At 53.0% G+C, this 20,833-nt stretch carries 13 protein-coding genes; 11 read left to right on the forward strand and 2 right to left on the reverse strand.

The genetic code is table 11. The features are described from left to right. Positions 1–20: 20 nt before the first annotated feature. The 5 genes from J2I47_RS02120 to J2I47_RS02140 all read left to right on the forward strand — a co-directional run bounded on the left by J2I47_RS02120 (position 21) and on the right by J2I47_RS02140 (position 11,276). The gene (locus J2I47_RS02120) at positions 21–788 is read left to right on the forward strand and encodes a patatin-like phospholipase family protein (RefSeq protein WP_207362893.1); all 768 of its coding nucleotides are present in this window, start codon (positions 21–23) and stop codon (positions 786–788) included. 311 nt (positions 789–1,099) lie between these two features. Then, a complete protein-coding gene (locus J2I47_RS02125) occupies positions 1,100–4,321 on the forward strand; it encodes a SusC/RagA family TonB-linked outer membrane protein (RefSeq protein ID WP_207362894.1) in 3,222 nt (1,073 codons plus the stop codon). A gap of 27 nt (positions 4,322–4,348) precedes the next feature. After that, positions 4,349–6,019 (forward strand): RagB/SusD family nutrient uptake outer membrane protein, encoded by a 1,671-nt coding sequence (locus J2I47_RS02130; RefSeq protein WP_207362895.1) that lies wholly within the window; start codon positions 4,349–4,351, stop codon positions 6,017–6,019. A 397-nt stretch (positions 6,020–6,416) separates the two neighbouring features. Continuing rightward, positions 6,417–9,602, forward strand: coding sequence for a SusC/RagA family TonB-linked outer membrane protein (locus tag J2I47_RS02135; RefSeq protein WP_207362896.1), 3,186 nt, complete (start codon positions 6,417–6,419; stop codon positions 9,600–9,602). Between the two features lie 21 nt (positions 9,603–9,623). Further along, on the forward strand, positions 9,624–11,276 hold the full coding sequence (locus J2I47_RS02140) for a RagB/SusD family nutrient uptake outer membrane protein (protein ID WP_207362897.1): 1,653 nt from the start codon (positions 9,624–9,626) through the stop codon (positions 11,274–11,276). 50 nt (positions 11,277–11,326) lie between these two features. Here J2I47_RS02140 and J2I47_RS02145 read toward each other — a convergent pair whose 3' ends face one another. Next, positions 11,327–11,653, reverse strand: coding sequence for a DMT family protein (locus J2I47_RS02145; RefSeq protein WP_207362898.1), 327 nt, complete (start codon positions 11,651–11,653; stop codon positions 11,327–11,329). Between the two features lie 87 nt (positions 11,654–11,740). Here J2I47_RS02145 and J2I47_RS02150 point away from each other — a divergent pair, with 87 nt between their 5' ends. The 6 genes from J2I47_RS02150 (at position 11,741) to J2I47_RS02175 (ending at position 20,290) form a co-directional block, all read left to right on the forward strand. Continuing rightward, the gene (locus J2I47_RS02150) at positions 11,741–12,994 is read left to right on the forward strand and encodes an OmpA family protein (RefSeq protein WP_207362899.1); all 1,254 of its coding nucleotides are present in this window, start codon (positions 11,741–11,743) and stop codon (positions 12,992–12,994) included. Between the two features lie 92 nt (positions 12,995–13,086). After that, positions 13,087–13,746, forward strand: a complete 660-nt coding sequence (locus tag J2I47_RS02155; RefSeq protein WP_207362900.1) for an endonuclease III domain-containing protein — start codon at positions 13,087–13,089, stop codon at positions 13,744–13,746. Between the two features lie 140 nt (positions 13,747–13,886). After that, the gene (locus tag J2I47_RS02160) at positions 13,887–15,035 is read left to right on the forward strand and encodes a hypothetical protein (protein WP_207362901.1); all 1,149 of its coding nucleotides are present in this window, start codon (positions 13,887–13,889) and stop codon (positions 15,033–15,035) included. A 201-nt stretch (positions 15,036–15,236) separates the two neighbouring features. Then, positions 15,237–18,107: a TonB-dependent receptor gene (locus tag J2I47_RS02165; protein WP_207362902.1), complete on the forward strand. Its 2,871-nt coding sequence runs from the start codon at positions 15,237–15,239 to the stop codon at positions 18,105–18,107. A gap of 126 nt (positions 18,108–18,233) precedes the next feature. After that, positions 18,234–19,718 (forward strand): circularly permuted type 2 ATP-grasp protein, encoded by a 1,485-nt coding sequence (locus tag J2I47_RS02170; RefSeq protein ID WP_207362903.1) that lies wholly within the window; start codon positions 18,234–18,236, stop codon positions 19,716–19,718. A gap of 230 nt (positions 19,719–19,948) precedes the next feature. Further along, positions 19,949–20,290, forward strand: a complete 342-nt coding sequence (locus J2I47_RS02175) for an RES family NAD+ phosphorylase (protein ID WP_207362904.1) — start codon at positions 19,949–19,951, stop codon at positions 20,288–20,290. 9 nt (positions 20,291–20,299) lie between these two features. Here J2I47_RS02175 and J2I47_RS02180 read toward each other — a convergent pair whose 3' ends face one another. Continuing rightward, positions 20,300–20,791, reverse strand: a complete 492-nt coding sequence (locus J2I47_RS02180) for a c-type cytochrome (protein WP_229374207.1) — start codon at positions 20,789–20,791, stop codon at positions 20,300–20,302. Positions 20,792–20,833 lie beyond the last annotated feature (42 nt).

The raw sequence follows: 20,833 nt of genomic DNA on the forward strand, positions 1-20,833 counted from the left end.
TATTGACATCAATAAGACGTATGAAAATTGGATTAGCTTTATCGGGGGGCGGGGCGCGTGGCATTGCCCATCTTGGCGTGATCAAAGCGCTTCAGGAACAAGGCATTGCTGTGCATCAACTAGCGGGTACGAGCGCTGGCGCTATCACGGGTGCCCTTACCGCCACCGGCTACACGCCCGATGAATCGTTGAAGATTATTGAATCGTCTTCGTTTGTGCGGCATCTGCGTCCGGCCTGGAACCGGATGGGGCTGCTCCGGATCGATACGGCCATTGACCTGTATAGAAAATACATGCCCAAAGACAGTTTCGAGGCTCTGTCTATACCTCTGCACGTGGCCGCTGTTAACCTAACTGACGGGCAACTGGTGATTTTCGATAAAGGTGAACTGATCCGACCCGTGCTGGCGTCGTGTTGTTTGCCGGGTATCTTCGAGCCACTGCTGATCAATAAGAAACAATATGTGGATGGGGGTATTCTGAATAATCTACCCGTCGAAACCATTGCGGGTCAGGTTGACTTCATCATTGGTTCGCACTGCAATCCGTTTCCGGCCCATAAGCCTATCCGCACGGCGCGTGGGGTCATTGAACGGAGCCTTGTGCTGTCTGTGCAAAGTAAGACAAGGGAAAAACTGGCCCAGTGTAATCTGGTGATTGAGCCACCTGAACTGGCTCGATTTAGCGTGACAGACATCCGTCATGCGCGTGAAATCTTTCAGGTAGGGTATCGGTTTGCCCGCACCATCCGTGTTGCCGACGCAGTAACCGCATTGGTATCTTCTTGATCAGCCGGTTGCTTTTAGTACCCACCCGTAGCCAGCCCTACGGGTTTTTTGTGCGTGTCATGTTCAACGCACTGTATCACATTGACAATACTCAGAAAAGTCTAACTGATTCATGGTGAGACAGTATTTATTATACTTTGTAGAAATACTCAAATAACTCAATATATTACCCCGTATAAAATTTTGCTATTTTGCTTTACAGCAGTCGATTATTCTACGCTATAGTTTTTTGGTACGTCATTGTTTAAGTCTAACCGGAACGATAAGTTTGTCGTAAAGAAACTGTTCTTGACTTAACTTAAACAAAAGACATGAGGAAATATCTATGGGTAGGAATACTACTGCTGGGTCTGAGTTGCCTGACCGCATTCGCCCAAAATAGAACAATTACGGGTAAGGTAACCCTTAGCGACGATGGATCGGTGATGCCGGGTGTGTCGGTAGCATTGAAAGGAACTACCCGTGGTACCAACACCGATGGTAGCGGTAACTATGTTTTTTCGGTGCCGGAGAGCGGTGGCAAACTGGTGTTCAGTTTTGTGGGTATCGCCACGCAGGAGGTTGTCATTGGCAATCAAGCGGAAATCAACGTGCAACTGCGGCCCGATTCGCGCCAGCTGAGTGAAGTGGTCGTGACGGGTACCGGCGTAGCTACCGACAAGAAAAAGCTGGGTATCAGCGTAGAGTCAATCTCGGCGGCGCGGTTACCGGCCATTTCCAATGCTACGATTGATCAGGCCCTGGTCGGTAAAATTGCCGGGGCGCAGATTTCATCCTCGTCGGGTGCACCGGGTGCGCCGGTTAGTATTCAGCTTCGTGGCATCAACACCCTGGGTGGGGGTACACAGCCGCTAATCCTGATTGACGGGGTTGAGGTGACATCAACAGCGCTTAATGCGCTCGATTTGAGCAACGTAGAGCGTGTTGAAGTAGTGCAGGGAGCGGCTTCGGCCACGATCTACGGAGCACAGGGAGCCAACGGGGTTATTCAGATCTTTACCAAGCGTGGTAAGCAGGGGGCCACCCGAATTGACTTCTCGTCGCGGGCAAGCCAGGATTCGTATATCAACGTAGGCGACGTTCATAAGCCGTTCAACCACTCATTCGCTACGGATGCGCAAGGCAATATCCTCGACAACACCGGGAAACCCCTGACCAGAAATGACCTCGGTTTATGGGGTCAGGTAACCTGGGAACGGGAGGCCACGTCGCAGAACAACAAGCCGTATAACAGTAACACGCCCTATTTCGACCATTTCGCGCAGATGTTCCGTACCTCAACTAACCTCAACAATTCACTGAACATTTCGGGCGGGGCAGGTAAAACGGACTATTCATTTACAATGACCAACATCAACCAGCAGAGCGTTATTAACTCGGATGGTAGCCTGAACCGGTCGAACTTCTCGGCCAACATCGGCATCGAACTAGTTAAGAATTTAACGCTGCGCAGCACCACACAGTTTGCCTATACCAACTCAAGCAGCTTTGGGGCCGATGCAGGTGGTTTTCTCTCGTCGGCGTTGTACACGTGGCCGTTCGCTGATCTGAACAACAAAGACAAAGATGGCAACCCTACCTATAAGTATGGCGGTGCAGGTACCAACTCAAGCAACCCGTTCTACCAGACCAACTACCAGAACTACTCGACTAAAGTGCTCGACGTCATTCCGAGCCTGAACCTGAATTATAAACTGTCGAAGTTTCTGGAACTGGATTATAAATATGGTATTAACCATTCGCGGGTTGATTTCGACCGGTTTTCGCAGAATCAGGAGGGCAACCCCTCGTCGGTGGCCAAAAACTGGTACGTAGGTGAAGGCCTTACGGGGGGTATCGCCCAGCGCAACACCAACCGCACCAACCAGAACTCACTGGTGTCGGCGTTTATTCGTACCGATTTCCAGAAAGATTTTGGGCTGAACATCCCCATTACCACGTCCACGCAAGTAGCCTTCGACTGGCGTCGGTATGATTTCAATCGTGACTTCATCAACTACACCGGTTTGCCACGCTACCAGCCTGTCAATGGTGCACAGGCCCAGTCGAACAGCATCAGCACCTGGCGCGATCAGTTTATCACGTATGGCTACCTGGTCAATCAGCGCATTGAATACGGCGACATACTGGGGTTGACCGGTGGTTTCCGGGCCGACTATTCATCGGTATTCAATGAAGGCAGGGGGGCCAATGTGTTTCCCCGTGGCGATGGGTATCTGCGGCTGTCTAAGCTAGGTTTCTGGAGCGGCAGCCTTGCCGATCTGATTCCGGAGTTTAAGGTACGGGCTGCATATGGTGAAGCTGGTATCCAGCCTGTTACGTACTTTGGAGGATTGGGTGGTTTCTATGGCTCATTCCCCAACCATTACATCCGCACCACTACGTTGGGCACGGGCAACTACGACAATGGATCGTATCTGTCGCTCAACGCTGTGGCCTCAAACCCGGCCCTCAAGGTAGAGGTATCGAAAGAGTTTGAGTTTGGTTTCGACCTGGGGATTCAGCCCAACAAAGGCGGCGTGTTCTTACCCTTCATCAACGCTAACCTAACCGTCTGGAACCGGCAGGGCAAAGACGTAATATGGCCGTCGGCCCAGGCTCCCACCACCGGTATTCAGTCAAAGTACGACAACTACGTCGTGGGTCTGTCTTCGAGCGGTGTCCAGGCAACCATCGACGCACAGGTTTTCCACGGCACTGATTTGACCTGGGACCTGATCACTACGTTTGGCTCACAGAAATCATTTCTGGACCAAACCGCCGACGGCAAAGCCATCCCGCTGACGTGGGGTAGCGCCGCTACCTACACACTCCGTCCGGGCGAACAGATTGGCACCATCTACGGCTACAAAGCCCTGACGAGCGTTGATCAGACCGATCCCGACGGTAACCGCTATATTCCGTCGAGCGATGCCACCAAGTATGAACTCGTTGACGGTCGGGTGGTCAATACGGCTACCAAACAGGTGCAATTCACCAACGACAAGTACTCGCTGGGCGTGACGGCCCCCAAGTTCAACATGTCGTTTACAAACCGGTTCAACCTCAAGCGCTGGCTCGATGTGTCGTTCCAGATCGACTGGACGGCTGGGCAGAAGACCTACAACCAAACCAAAGAATGGATGTATTCGGAAGGCTTGCACAACGACTTCGACAAGCCGGTAACGATTGGAGGGCAGTCTGGCAACTGGGTAGCCTACTATCGTAGCTTCTACGATGCCTCGGAGAGCAATGGTACGAAAGATTATTTCCTCGAAAACTCGTCGTTTGTACGCTTACGGAACGCCAGCGTGGCTGTTGACTTTGCGCAGTTGTTCGATCTCAAGTTTTTGCGCAGGCTCCAGTTGTCTTATACGGGTCGTAACCTGCTGACGCTAACCAAGTACTCGGGCCTTGATCCTGAAGCTAACCAGAACGTGTCGGGTGGCGGCACAGGTTCGGCGGCTGGTCAGGTGGCGGCGCAACGTGGCCTCGATTTCTGGTCGTTCCCAAACGTGAAAACCCATCAAATTGGTCTCAGCTTCGGCTTCTAATCGTCATCTCTTAACGGAACAGCAATCATGTTGAAAAAATCATATACCGTGCTGGCGGTGAATGCCCTGCTGCTGGCGTCGCAGGCGTGCCAAACCGACCTCGAAAAAATCGTTAACACCAATCAACCCAGCGTCGACGTGTTGTCGAGCGAAGTGGCCATCGTGCAACTGGCCAAAGGGGGTGTTTATCAGAATGGCTTTGCCAACCTTTACTCGTCGGTAGACGATGGACTGGGTGGCAACTTCCTGGCCAATGGCTATGGAATGCACGAAGCCATGGGCGATGTAATCTACATTCCCTGGGGCAATTTCAGCTTCAAATTTGCCGACAACCCCACCTCAATCACACTGGAGGACGGCAAAGTGGTGAACATGCCCATTGGCACCACGCAGCCCAACGAACTACGCACCCGCAACAGCCGGGGCTACGGCGCTTCTAACACGATGCTGCTGGAATGGACGTATATGTACTTCCTGAATAATGCCACCAACGTGATTTTGGACAAGGTAAGCACCACCACGTTCACGGGTGACGCCGACACTAAGCGCAAAACGCTGCAAGCCTGGGCTTATTGGTGGAAAGGGTATGCTTACTCACGCATCGGATCCCTGTATGCGGCGGGCATCGTTACTGACAAGCCCAACGAGACAAACTCGAAATTTTTAAGTAACGTGCAGGTGGTAGCCGAAGGCAGCAAAAATTTCGACAAGGCTGCTGACATCCTGAAAAATTTGAAAGTGGGCGGTGCCTACACCGACGTAATGACGGCCCTGATTCCCGGCTTTGTGCAAAATGGCAAAGGGGTGGTGCCTTCGCCCGAAGCCTGGATTCGGAGCATCAACACCTACAAAGCCCGGAATATACTGGCCAACAAGCGGGTAAAAGACATGACCGCCGCAGACTGGCAAAGCATCAGCGACTTGACCAAAGCGGGTATTCAGTCGGGTGATCCAGTTTTTCTGATGAAGACATATACCGACAATAATAAATCGGCTATCGATAAAGATTACGGTTGGGTGGGCGCCTACAGCGCTACCGACGGTGGGCAGACCTTCTACATTAGCGAGCGACTGATTCAGGACTTCCGCCCGGGCGACAGGCGGCTGGCGCAGAACTTCGATCTGCTCGAATCGCCGGAGGTAAACCGGCGTGGTCGTGGTTTGGGCTTTGGTACCCGGTGGCAGTTGCTGGATGGCGGCGCGGGTCTGGCCAACGTAAACACGTTTGTTCATCTGGCCGATTATGGCAAAGATGATATCTACCTGGCTGGTTCGTATGAAGAAAACCAGCTCATGCAGGCCGAAGCGCTGATTCGGGGCGGTAAAGTGAGCGATGGTGTGAAACTGATCGACGCTGTTCGTACTTACCAAGGTGCGGGTTTGGCCCCCCTGCTGAGTTCTCTGACGGTCGATAAAGCGGCTGAAGAGATTCGTTCCGAGCGGCGCATTGCCCTGTTCTTACGTGGATTGGCTTTCTACGATGCGCGCCGGTTAGGTATTATCGACGACGTAAGCAAAGGCGGTGGGCGTAAAAATGCCGTGGTAGTGGTACCTGCCAGTTTTAGCAAATCAGGCAAGGTAGAGTTCCAGACCAAGACCACAATCAATTACAACTACCTGAGCTATTTCGATGTGCCAGGCAACGAGATTGAATTCAACGAACCCAGCGCAGGCAGTGCGCCGATTAAGCTAGACTAAACCCTTGCCTTACGAAATCAGCCTCAGTAAGCGTTAGTGCAAACTTATTGCAGCGCCTACTGAGGCTGATTCCGTAAGGCAAGGGTTTATACTTTGTGCCTGGTGTAGGCGTTTCACGTAGTGTTACCACTCAAAATGTAAGCTAAAGCGCTTAGTATGACTTGCATAGGCAAAATGTGGCCTTTATAACATACTGGTGCTTACTTTCTACTATATCAATCTACTTAGGTATAATTATATATGGCTAATTGTAAGTTAGGCAAAATATTATTTTGCATTTTAGGCGGGCGTAGAATGAAATAGTTAAGAATATTCCATTTAGAGTTGATTGGTAATTTTCCGTTTGATAAGTTTGTAGCGTATATCTTGTATTACTACTTAAACAAAAACACTTCACATGAGAAGATTGCTACTACTGAGCATCTTAATGGTGTGCTCTGCCTGGACCATTGGATTGGCTCAGGTGCAGAGAATTACGGGTCGGGTGCTCTCTGCCGACGACAAAAGCGCCATGCCCGGCGTGTCGGTGGTTGTGAAAGGAACTACCCGTGGTGCCACCACTGACGCTGAAGGGCGTTATGCTATTGAGGCTGCTACCACCGACAAACTGGTAATCAGTTTTGTAGGTACCGTTACGCAGGAAGTATTGGTAGGTAACCGTTCAGTTATTGACGTTAGCATGACCACTGATGCCCGTCAGCTAACAGAAGTAGTAGTAACGGGTGTGGGTATTGCCACTACGAAAGCCAAACTCGGTATTGCCGTTGAGTCGGTATCGGCAAAAGAACTGCCCGCAACACCTTCTGCGTCTATCGATCAGGCATTGGCGGGTAAAATTGCCGGAGCCCAAATCGTGAGCGCCAACGGTACGCCAGGTGCCAAAGCCAACATCCTGCTGCGGGGTATCAACACCGTGAACCGGGGTACAGCTCCCATTGTACTTATGGACGGTATTCAGGTGGGTGCTACCGACCTGAATACGCTTGACCTGAGCAGTATTGACCGGGTGGAAGTGGTGCAGGGCGCAGCGGCTTCAACGCTCTATGGTGCGCAGGGGGCTAATGGTGTTATCCAGTTGTTCACCAAAAAAGGACAGGACGGTCCTGTTCACGTGAACATCAACAACAGCTATGCCACCAACGAATACCTGAATATAGGTAACGTTCGTCAGGCCGATAAGCATGCCTTCGTGACCGACGCCAGCAACAATGTCATCGGTGCATCGGGTAAGCCTATTACACTAGACCCCGCCACAACTTACTGGACGGAAAACGTGCAGTATAATGCGCTGGATGTAAACAGCAACGCCAACAAGCCGTATGACCAGAACCTGAAGTTTTACGACAATTATTCGAGGTTTTTCGTCCCATCACAGACGATAAACAACTCGGTAAACGTGTCGGGTGGTAATGCTAAATCAGACTTCAGTTTCACGCTATCGAACAACTTCCAAGGCAGCAACGTCCGGAATAACGGCGATTTTAACCGGACCAACCTGGTAAGCAATCTGGGTATAACGCTGGCTAAGAACCTGACGTTGCGGAGCGTTACACAACTGGCCTATACCAGAAACACGCTGAAAGTGTCAGACCGGACGCTGATTTACTCGCTGAATAATACCCGGCCTTTCGCTGATTACGATTACATCGATCCCGATGGCAACTACGGTGCCTACTATGGTAGCGCGTCAGGTGTGAACGGCTATAATCCTAACTACTACCAGCAGAACCGGACGCACGACGACAACAAAATAGACCTGTTGCAGAGCTTAACGCTGAACTATAAGCCCGTTAAGTTCTTGGACCTTAACGCCCGTTACGGTTTAAACTATCAGACTGAAAACGATAACTATTATTTCCGTAACCAGTCGCAGAACCGCAACATCAAGGTTGACCCCCGCTACTATACGGGTATCAACGCACCGGACGAAAAAGGCGAAATCAGCAATTACGACTATAAGACGGTATTCCAAAATGCGTTTGCAAGCGCCACCTTCAAAACGGATTTTCAGGAAGATTTCAAGATCAACCTGCCCATCCGTACCTCTACCCTGGTTGGCTTCGACTACCGCAAAAACGTGTTTAGCGAATATTTCTCGTATGGTGCCGGTTTACCCCTTTATAGCCCGGTAACAGCGGCACAGGCAGGTACCTACCGCATCACCCGCGACAACGTTACGCCTTTCGTGACCTACGGGTATCTGGTAAGCCAAAACATCGAATATGGTGATTTCGGTGGCGTAACGGCCTCGTACCGGAGTGATTATTCATCGGCTTTTGGTCGGGGGTCAACGCCGTTTGGCTTCCCTGCAGTGAATACCTACATCCGTCCATCATCGTTTAATTTCTGGCAAAACAGCCCACTGGGCCAGATCATGCCTGAATTTAAGCTCCGGGCCGCCTATGGCGAAGCGGGTATCCAGCCACAACCGTTTGACCGCTACCCTGTATTGAGCACTCAGACACTGGGCACCAACAACGTATTCTACTACGGCTCAACGCTGAACAACCCCGACCTGAACGTAGAAGTGTCAAAAGAAACTGAGATCGGCACTGACTTCTCGATAAAGGGGGGGAACGGCGACTGGCTGCGCAAACTTAATTTTTCGTTCAGCTACTGGAAACGTAGCACCGACAACGCCATCTACAACGTTGACGTGGCACCCTCATCGGGCATAGGTAAGCTGAAAGACAATTCATTCTCACTGGCCTCACGCGGATTACAATTCTCGTTGAACACAACCCTGTACCGTGGTCGTGACTTCACCTGGGATTTCACCACCAACTTCGGTCGGCAGACCTCAGAGATTACGGCGGTGAAAGGCAATGCACAGATCACCGTTACCTCATCGGCGGGTAGCACCAACTATGTACTGCGTGCTGGTGAGAAAATTGGTCAGTTGTTTGGTTTCATAGCCATCCGCGACCTGAACCAGATTTTGCCCGACGGCACACCGGCCATTGCTGAAGCCAACAAAGGGCTGTATGAAGTGGCCAGCAATGGCTACGTGGTGAACAAAACCACCAAGCAGCCTCTGTTTAGCTCGAAGCAATACAGCATGGGTGACCCCAACCCTACGTTTACCTCGTCGTTCATCAACAATGTTTCGTTCCGTAACATGGTGTCGTTGAACTTCCAGTTCGACTGGACGCAGGGTAGTCACATCTACAACCAAACCAAGTCGTGGATGTATCGCGATGGCATCAGTTCAGACTACACAAACCCTATCACCATCAATGGTCAAACGGGTGCCTGGACGGCCTTCTACCGCGGCGTGTATCAGGCAGGTGCCAACAACGGTACAAAAGATTACTTCTACGAAGATGCCTCGTTTGTGCGTTTGCGTAACGTAGCCCTGAGCGTTAACCTCGACAAAATTTTCAGCCGTCTGCCTGTGCGTAACCTGCAACTGCAATTGAGTGGTCGTAACCTGCTGACCTGGACTAAATACACAGGCATGGATCCTGAAGTTAGCTCAGGTCAGACCACGGGTAACGAAAGCTCAGCCTGGGACCGCGGCACCGACCACAACACCATGCCCAACCTGCGTTCATACCAGATTGGCTTAAACCTTGGTTTTTAATTAACCTACCGAATCAAATCAATGAAGACATTTCTTATAAAATCGGGTCTGGTTCTGGCGGCAGCGGGTATGCTGTTTGCCTGCAAAGATCAGCTGGACGTTAAAAACCCAAACCAGCCGACGCCTTCCAGCGCGGCTACTGAAATTGGGGTTATTTCACTAGCGCAGGGTACCGTCTACATCAACGGGATGGGCAATTCAACCAACGGCATCAAATACAACGATGGCGTTCCGGGTGGTTTCTGGACTGGAGCTACCGGCTTCCACGCCCTCATGGGTGACGAAATCGGTGAAGAAGCAGCCAACCAGTTTGGCAACCAGATTGGTATGCCAGACCTGGTAACCCTCGATGATGGTACCAAGGTGACTAACCCCAGTTCGATCCCCACCCAGAAGGCGTTGCTGCGTACCGTGAACGTAAACGCCCAGGGTGCATCAAACCCACTGTATTACGAGTGGGCGTACATGTATAACCTCAACAACGGCATGAATTCGGTGCTGGAAATTGCAGGAGCTACTAAGTTCTCAGGCGACGCCACCGCACAAGCTGCAAAGTTAAACACGCTGAAGGCCTGGGCCTACTGGTGGAAAGGGTATGCCTATTCGCGGCTGGGGTCTATCTATTACGCCGGGCTGATCAACGATCAGGTGGGTGTGACCAATGGTAACTACGTTTCGAAGGAGAAGCTGATTGAAGAGGCTGCCAAAAACTTTGATCTGGCAACAACTGCGTTGACCGCCTTGGGTGCTGGCGATGCCAGCTATACAGAGGTAATGAAAGGGCTGATCCCTGAATTTAACCGGGTAGGCAAGGGCGTTATTCTGACGCCGGCTATGTGGAAGCGCAATATCAATACGATGAAAGCGCGGAATATCCTGGCTAACACCACGTTGAAGGCCATGTCGGCAGCGCAATGGGGTCAAATTCTCACGTTGACAACCGATGGAGTTGGTGCGGCTGATAACGTGTTTACAGGCCGGTCGAATGACAACGGCGATTTTATTAACCGTCTGAACGGTACCATCGCCTTGAAGTCAACCGGACCGCCAGCGTCAATCACCTACAAAATCAGCGAACGGTTGATTCAGGATTTTCCAGTGGGTGACAAGCGGTTGGCTAATAACTTTACGCAACTAGCCGCCCCCGCGCTGTTCAACACCGACCGGGGCAACTCATTCAACACGCGCTGGCAGCTGGTAAACAAAGGCAAAGGACTGGCCGGCGTGATTGTTTACAGCAACCAGGACGTAGGCGCCCATGAATTGTATCTGGCCAGTACTTACGAAGAAAACGAGCTGATGAAAGCCGAGGCGCTGATCAACACGGGCAAGGTAGAAGACGGTCTGAAATCGATTGATGCCGTACGTCTATCGCAGGGGGCTGGCCTCACCGCCGTTGCCGGAACAGGTCTTACGCAGGCGCAGGCGCAGGAAGAGTTACGCAAAGAACGCCGTGTGGCGCTGGCTTTCCGTGGGTTGGCTTTTTATGACGCCCGCCGTTATGAGTTCATTAATAACGGACGTACCAATGCCGTTGTTATCGACAAAGCAGGCAAGCTGAACACCAAAGCAACCATCACCTATAACTTCCTGGACTACTGGGATGTACCGGACAATGAACTGGCTTATAACCCAGCCGTGACAGGCAGCGCGCCCATCAAGAATCCGAAATAATACAGCTTTCTTTACCCGTCAAAAACGCCCGGCCCACCAGCCGGGCGTTTTTATTTCTTGAAAACAACCCAAACCGCCATCACGATGAGCGCAAAACCAACAAGGTAGTTCCAGCGTAGAGGCTCTTTGAGGTACAAAATGGCGAACCCTACAAATACCAGTAGGCTGATAACTTCCTGAATGATCTTGAGTTGAAACGCACTGAACACGTAAGAACCATAGCGGTTAGCGGGTACAGCCAGACAATACTCCACCGAAGCAATAAGCCAACTGATAAGAATAACCTTCCAGAGTGCCTCTTCCCGAGCCTTCAGATGCCAGTACCAGGCCGTGGTCATGAATAAGTTCGAGAAAAAAAGCAGAACAATGGTGCGCATAAAACGGAGCGATGAATCGTGATTAAACGTAAACTACGCCGGACAATCTAACGTTTTGACTACGGTGTTCACGTAGGCTCCGTTCATATGCAAACCCGCTTTATTGCTCTGCTTTTCGGTTGGCTCGTTGCCCTTTCGGCGGCAGCGCAGTCGGTCGACTATTCGACGCCCAGGCCACGCATTGATGACATCAACGACCCCGACGTGGTGATTAATCGCATCGACCTGACTGCCAAATACACCATCATCTATATGCGGTTTCGGGATGGCCAGGACGAGCAACCCGCCCCATCGCGTCGGTTGCGTATTCCGGGCATTCCCTACCCCATTCCCGACCGCGTTGGTGGTGGCGGGCGCACGATTCACTTTGTGCCCACCGCCCGGCTCTATGCCAACGGTGGGGCGCGCTCGTTCAAATTTATCAAAGCCGACAATATTCCAACCCAAAAACGGCGGTCAGTGCAACCCGGCGAACAGGTTGACTTTGTCGCTTACTTTGAACGCCTCGACCCCGGCATTGAGGTTTTTGATCTGTTTGAATGTTCAGACCGTAATCGCCCGGGCGAAACCTGTTTCAACTTCTGGGGCGTACACGTGATCAACCCGCTGAAACAGCGATTCCCACCACCGACCACCCCGCCGGTGAAACCACGCCCCACGCCCCCACCTGCCCCCAAACCTACGCCAGAGCCTGAGTATAAGCCCACACCCCCCGCCGACGTGCTGGCTATCAAAGGCACCGTGCGTGATGCCAAAACCGGCAAACCGGTGCCTGCTACACTTACTTACCGGTTGCTGTCAGGCCCCGAATCGGGTGGCAGCGAGGCGGCAGATTCTATCCGGGCACAGGCCGCAGATGGTGCCTACCGTATTCCAGGTGCGGCGCTTACCGTTTGGGATGTAACAGTAACGGCGCGGGGCTATTTTGGGCAGCGCGACACCATTGCCATTAGCCGTGCCGAGAAAACGGTCAATTTTGATCTGATGCCCATTGTCGCAGGCGCGAAGATCACGCTAAAAAATATCTACTTCGCCCAGTCAAAATATGAGTTGCAGGCGGAGTCGTTTCCTGAACTGGACCGGCTGGTGACGGTGATGCGGCAAAACCCGACCATGACCATCAAGCTGGAAGGGCATACCGACATTATCGGCGATTTCGACGCTAACCTGGAACTGTCGCGCAATCGTGTTTTTGCCGTAAAACGCTACCTGATGAGTAAAGGCATTGCCGAATCGCGCGTGGAAGCCGTTGGCTATGGTCACTCGCGCCCCATCAACAGCACCCGCGGCACACCCCACCCAGAGAACCGGCGGGTGGAAATGGTGATAACAAAAGTCTAAAGTTCAATGTCTAAGGTCTAACGTTGCTCCGCGCACATACGGTACTCAGTACGCGGAGCAACGTTAGACCTTAGACATTGAACTTTAGACTCATGACCTCCTTCCTCCTCGATACCGTCCTGGCCGCTATTGAACCGGCTATTGCCCAATACCCTAAAGCGGCTATGTTTGACTTGTCTGAGCGGGGATATAACAGTTTGTTTGAACAGCTTATTTCGTGCATCGTTTCTATCCGAACCCTCGACGAAACGACCATTCCGGTCTCACTGCGGCTGTTTGATGTGGCCCGTACCCCCGCCGAACTTGCCGCGCTTTCGCCCGATGAACTGATCCCGCTGCTCTATGGCACCACCTACCCCGATCAGAAAGCCTATACCATGATCGGCATTGCCCAACGCGTGATGAACGATTTCGGTGGTGAGCTACCGGCAGACTATACCGTGCTGACGTCACTGAAAGGGGTGGGCCCAAAATGTGCCAACCTGGCGCTGGGTGTAGCCACCGGGCAGGCGGCTATCAGTGTCGACGTTCATGTGCACCGGGTGGTGAACCGCTGGGGCTACGTGCAAACCAAAACACCCGAGCAAACACTGACCGTGCTGGAAAAACAAGTGCCCGTGGCGCAGTGGATCAACATAAACCGGTTGCTGATGCCCTTCGGCAAACACATCTGCACCGGTACATTACCCCATTGCTCCACCTGCCCCGTGTTGCAATACTGCGCCCAGGTAGGGGTGGAAAAACACAGGTGATGGAGGATTTACGATTGACGATGTACGACTTACGATTGGTTGCTTTCGCCAGAACACTTACACGCTGGCGAAAGCAACCAATCGTAAGTCGTACATCGTCAATCGTAAATCCTCCATTCCTGCTCCTTATAAATTTGTACATGAGCAAACAGCCCCAGCAACAGGTCGTGCGGATTGCCACGGACACGGCCGTCCCGTTGTCGAAACAGCAGAAAGCCTTCAACCGCTATACCAAACGTATTGCCGATCAGGAGAAACTGATTGCTGAACTCAGGACTGCCATTGACAAAGGCCGCCAGCGAATTCAGGTTGAGCTGTTGCCGTTGCGCAACCAATTCGATGCCCTGCGGGCTGACATGGTGCGGCTATTCGACCGCATGAACACCCACCATACCTTCACTAAGCCTGAACGCAAAAAACTGGCTTATCTGATCACCGATATCTCGTACGAACTGATCCAGAAGGGCCACGAAGACCTCACCGAAATCCACGACCGCTACGATGAGGGCGGTTTTGAGGCGGCCATGGCCGAAGCAGAGGGAGAAAGTGTAGCGTCGATGCGGATGATGGCCGAAATGATGTTCGGTATTGACTTTGACCCGTCGGTTGATGTCAGCGATCCGGACAAACTGAGGGAATACATTAGCCAACAACTGCACCAGCGAGCCGAAGCCGACGCGCAACGACGGCAGGAGGCCGAGGCAAAACAGGCCAGTAAACCTAAGTCAGAGAAACAGCAGGCCCGCGAGGCTAAAAAACAAGCCCAGGCACTCAACGTGACCAAGGCCGTGCGGGCGTTGTATATGGATCTGGTAAAGGCGTTTCACCCCGATCGTGAACCCGATGAGGCCGAAAAAGCCCGCAAAACAGGCATTATGCAGCGGGTGACGGAGGCTTATGAAAAAAGCGACCTCATGGGTCTGTTCCGGCTGCAACTGGAGTTTGAACGTATCGATCAGGCACATCTGGAAAAGCTGGCCGACAGCCAGTTGATTTATTACAACAAAATCCTCAGGCAGCAGGCCGACGAACTAGACGGGCAGTTGGCGCAGATTCAGCATGAATTGCGCGCCATGACGGGCGGCGGTAGCTTGTTTGGCTCTAGCACAGCTGTAGGACTGGACTACGCCATTAATGGCGACATTAAAGCGGTGAAGGCGGATATCAAAACGTTGAAAAACGACCTGAAAACGCTGGCTAACCCCGCCGTTATGAGGGCGTGGCTGAAAACATTTCGTATTCCTAAAGACATAGGCATCGAACCGGCGGCGGGTTTTGGCTATTTCTGACTGTTTAAGCCGTTTATCGGGTGCTGTGACCATTCCATCGGGAAATAAAGCCCGTTCGTCAACTTAGTTGTCTATCTGAAATAGTCCTGCTTACATTTGTGACTTAGGCTAGATTACACGCAACGGTTAAGACGATTCTTCGTCTCTGTAGTTGTGTGATTAATAGCTTGTTGCACATACTCAGCGATACAACCTACATTCATGAAAAAGCGATTACTAGCTGCCCTGCTTGGCATTTGTCTTTTTGCCAGCCAACGCCAGAACGCACAGGCACAAACGCCAGCTCTTCCGGGCAGTAGCCAACTTCCCGTTCCGTCAACACCAGCCAGCACAACGGTACCGCCGCCCGCCGCCGACACTACCGTTGTAGACAGCACCCGACAAGCGCCAACGGCAGCCACCCCGACCAGCACAACCGAATCGCCAGCTAATGCCACCCCCGCCGTTGGGATGCCAACTCCGGCTGCATCGGCTACGGGTGTGCAACCCGCTTCGCCAGCAAACCCTGGCCTGAACAGTGGGCAGGGCCAGCCGGCCCCAGCCAATCAGACTACTGGTGGCGCAGAAGATATTCCGCGGGGCAATGGAAAGATATCCGGCGTCATTCTCGACTCACTCACCAACAAACCTGTTGAGTTTGCGTCTGTAGCCCTCATCAATACGCAGACTGGCCGGCCGGTAGACGGGGCCGTTTGCGATGCGCAGGGTAAGTTTAGCATGAACCGGGTGCTGACCGGCACTTTCCGGCTGCTGGTTTCTTTTGTGGGGTATCGCAACCAGATTGTGCCCCGCGTAACGGTCGAAGCCAGGGGCAGTAACGTGAACCTGGGTACCATTCTGCTGGCCCCCGAAGTGCGCAACCTGAAAGAAGTAACCGTGGTGGGGCAACAGGCTATGGTGGAAGAAAAAGTGGATCGGCTGGTTTACAATGCTGAAAAAGACCTGACAGCCAAGGGCGGCGATGCCACCGACGTAATGCGTAAAGTGCCTATGCTTTCTGTTGACCTCGACGGCAACGTAAGTCTGCGCGGTAGCAGCAACGTGCGCGTGCTGATCAACAATAAGCCAAGTACCATTGTGGCCAGTAGCGTAGCCGACGCCCTCAAGCAGATTCCCGCCGACATGATTAAGACGGTAGAAGTAATTACCAGCCCTTCCGCCAAGTATGATGCCGAAGGATCAGCGGGGATTATCAACATTGTGACCAAGAAAAACACGCTGCAGGGCCTTACGCTGAACCTCGATTCGGGGGTGGGTAACCGGGGGGCAAACCTGGGCGTACAGGGTAACCTCAGGACCGGCAAAATGGGCTTCTCGCTCAATGGCTTTGGCCGGGCCAACTATAACGTGGTTGGTGATTATGAAAATCGCCAGACGGCCGGTACCGTACTCACCACCCAACGGGCCAACACCCGCAACAATGGGTTGTTTGGTCAGTATCAGTTAGGCTGGGATTATGACATCAACAAGACCACGTCACTGACTACCAGCATTCGCTATGGTGCCCGCAACCAGTACAACTACCAGGACAAGCTGACAACCACCTCGTTTTTGCCCACTACTACCCAGATTGGGGTGCGCGATGTGGATGTGAAAGACCTGTCGGGTACGTTCGACGCCAACGTCGATTTCACAAAGACCTACAAACCGCAGCAGGAGTTAAGCATCCTGACCCTGTTCAGCCAGAATAACCGGACTAATAACTTCATTGCCAGCATCTACGACAGCCCGTCGGCGCTAAGTATTCTGAGCCGCGAACGTAACGACAACAACAGCCGCAACCAGGAAACCACGTTTCAGGTAGACTACCAGACGCCGATCAAGACCAATCAGATGCTGGAGACGGGTGCCAAAGGTATTTTCCGGCAGGTAAACAGTGATTACTCGTACCTGATTGCCTCAGGCGAGACAGCCGCCTTTACAACAAACCCGGCACGCAAGCCTAACGGCCTCGACTACAACCAGAACGTGGCGGCGGGCTACCTGTCGTATACCTATTCGACCAAAAACAAGTTTACGGTGAAAGCCGGTGCCCGCTACGAGTATACCTTCATTGATGCTCGTTTTCTGAATGCCACCGGCGATGCCCTGACCTCAAACGTGGCTAGTATCCCCAGCTATGGTAATCTGGTGCCCAGCATCAACGTGTCGAAGAGCCTGAAGGGTGGAAAAACCATCAAGCTGGCGTATAACCGCCGTTTGCAGCGTCCAGGTATTCAGTTCTTAAACCCGAACGTGAATGCCGCCAATCCGCAAAACATCACGGTGGGTAACCCGCTGCTCCGCGCCGAACTGACCGACAACTTTGAGTTCAGCACCAGCACGTACATCAAACAGGTATACATCAATGGATCGGTGTTTGCCCGGCTCACGAACAACTCGATCTCGACCGTGCGCGACACGGTTCAATTGGCGCTTGATCCAACCAATCCGGTACTGCAGCGGGTGCTTCAGACATCATACGCCAACATTGGGCAGGAGAACGCCTACGGTGTCAACATCTTTGGTAATGCCACGCTGTTTTCGAAACTGCAACTTGGTGGTGGCGGCGACGTGTACTACGCGGTGCTGAGCAACAACAGCCCTAACCCGGCCCTGCAGGCCCGGAACACGGGTGTGGTGGTAACGGGTCGCCTGTTTGCCTCATACCAGATGAAGAAAGGCTGGGGCATCCAGGGTTTCGGTTTTGCGCGGGGTAAGCAGATTCAGTTGCAGGGCTATCAGGGCAGCTTTGCCTTCTACAGCCTGGGTATCCGCAAAGAGTTCGCCGAGAAACGGGGCAGCTTCGGTGTTGCCGCCGAGAACTTCTTCAACCATCCGTTTACGGTTCGGTCAGAGTCAAGTTCGCCGGTATTCTCGCAGGTGCAGGTGCAAAACCTGTATAACGCGGGCGTTCGGGCTACGTTTAGCTATCGTTTTGGCAAGATGAGCTTCGACGGCGGTGGCTTTGGCCGGCGTAAGAAATCGGTGAATAATGACGACGTAAAAGAAGGTGAAGGTGGTGGCAACGGTGGCGGTCAGCAACCCGCCGCCCCGGCTGCACCCGCCGGTGGTAACCGCGGGCCGAGGTAGGCTTAATTAAGTCCAAAGTCTAAAGTCCAGGGTCTAAAGTTGCTTCGCGTTCGGACACACCGCATGTGAAGCAACTTTAGACCCTGGACTTTAGACTTTAAACCCGCCTTCCCCTATCTTGTTAGCATGAAGCAGTCGCAGTCTCAGAACGGCCAAAAGCAGTCTCAAAGCCAGCATTCCCGCAAATTTTCGTTTGCCCACTACAAGTCCGACAATTTCTTTGATGAGATGTTTGGGGCCGACGGAGAGGTGCGGGCGGGGTATGCGCCGTTTCGGCAGCGCGTGGAACAGCTCACCCGCGACGAGATGCTCAGCCGCCAACAGGCCGCCGAACGTACGCTCATGAGCATGGGCATCACCTTCAACGTGTATTCGGAAGGGGAGGGGACCGAGCGGATTATGCCCATCGACATTATCCCGCGCATTATCGAAGCCGCCGAATGGAATCAGATGGAGCAGGGCCTGGTGCAACGGATCAAGGCGCTGAACCTGTTTATCGACGATGTCTATAACGAGCAGAAAATCCTCAAAGACGACGTCGTTCCCCGCGACCTGATCGAGTCGAGCAAGTGTTTTCTGGAGCCTTGCCTGGGTGTGCATCCGCCCAAAGACATCTGGTGCCACATCACCGGTACCGACCTGATCCGGGGCGACGACGGGCAATACATGGTGCTGGAAGATAACCTGCGCTGTCCGTCGGGGGTATCGTATATGCTGGAAAACAGGGAGTTGACAAAACAGACGTTCCCCGAAGTGCTGGCCAGTACCGGCGTGCGGCCTGTTTCGGACTACCCCACGCGGCTGCTGCAAATGCTCCAGCACATTGCCGACCGCCCCGACCCCACGGTGGTGGTGCTCACGCCGGGCATCTACAATTCAGCCTATTTTGAGCATTCCTATCTGGCCCAGCAAATGGGTGTGGACCTGGTCGACGCGCGGGATCTGGTGGTGTCGGGTGGGTATGTGAAAATGCGTACGACCAAAGGCTTCCGTATTGTCGACGTGATCTACCGCCGGATCGACGATTCGTTTCTTGATCCCAAAACGTTCAACCCCGACTCGCTCATTGGGGTGCCGGGCATCTTCGAAGTGTTCAAAAAAGGCCGCGTAGCCCTGGCCAACGCCCCCGGCACCGGCGTGGCCGACGATAAGGTGGTGTATGCCTATGTGCCGCGCATCATCGAGTACTATCTGCACGAAAAGCCCCTGATCCAGAACGTACGCACCTACATCTGCGGCGAGGCCGACGACCGCCAATACGTGCTCGACAACATTGGTGACCTGGTGGTGAAAGAAGCCAACGAGGCGGGCGGCTACGGGATGCTGATTGGCCCAAAAGCCACCAAAAAAGACCACGACCTGTTTCGGCAGAAGATTCAGGAGAACCCCCGCAACTACATTGCCCAACCCACCATCTCACTCTCTCGCGTACCCTGCCTCATCGACGGCCACGCTGAAGGTCGCCACGTAGACCTGCGCCCCTATATCCTCTACGGCGAACAGATCAACGTAATCCCCGGCGGCCTCACCCGCGTCGCCATGCGCAAAGGTTCACTAGTCGTCAACTCGTCGCAAGGTGGTGGCGGCAAGGATACGTGGGTACTGTATTGACATAGCACTTTTTGTAAATTCGTAGGTTATCGAAAGCATTATGACACAGGAGATTAGCTACAAGGGAGGTCGTATGGTTAAAGATCCCTGCCAAATGACTGATGATGAGCGGGCCCTATAGCAACGCCAGTGCGCTCAGGAAGTGCGGGACTACCTATTCTCTATCGGTCAGCCGCTTGTGTATAAACGACAGGATGGCCGTACTATAGCCGAATACAAAGCTGGAGGTGATGGTACACCTGCCAATGATGGCCTACGCAGCATTGCCTACATTCCACCTGTTCACCCTTGCGATCCCCGACGAGCCGGGTCTTATTTTCTATACCGAACACAGCCGCCTACCCCCGTACTGGCGCACCGGCACTTCTGACGAAACGCAGTCGATCTTCGCCGACTGGTTAATCGACCCGTTCTCACTGGCATTAGCCGTGCCATCCGTAATCATGGATCTGTCGTATAACGTGCTACTACATCCGGACCATCCTGCTTTTGATCAGATCGCGGTGGTCGATCAAATGATCTTGCCCGTTGATCAGCGACTTTGGCGCTACGAGACGCAGATGGGTAAGTGATAGATACGCCTAGTTTGCCGCGTCGATGTAGTCAAGTACCTGCTTGATTTGCAGATCGGTGAGGTTGGTGAACGACGACATCTGGATTTTGCCGTAGTCGTTGAAAATCTTCGTAGCGTAGGGGTCGCCGCTGGCCACCACCGCCGACGAATTACGAATCCATTTCACCAACCAGGCATCGCCCGGTGTGCGCTGCCGGACGCCTTTCAGCCCCGGACCCACCAGCCGGTCTTCGTTGGCATTGTGGCAGGCGGTACACAAACTCGTAAACGTTGCCTTCCCCGCCAGCGCATCAGCCGACATAGGTTTTGGGCCCGATGACACAACATCGCTACCACCTGCTGTCGATGATGGACCCGCTGACGAGGCCATCGCTACCGTGTTGTTTTCCTGCGGCATGAGCCAGGCCACGGCAAACACCAGTACCAACATGAGCGAAACGGTGGCGACCAGGGCGTAAATGGCCGCAATCAGGGCACGGAGTTGAGCAGGCGAAAGCATGGGTGTGCGTTTGTGGTTTGACGAATCGGCTGGTCAGCAAGT

It is taken from the genome of Fibrella rubiginis, from assembly GCF_017353185.1.
GTDB classification, from domain to species: domain Bacteria; phylum Bacteroidota; class Bacteroidia; order Cytophagales; family Spirosomataceae; genus Fibrella; species Fibrella rubiginis.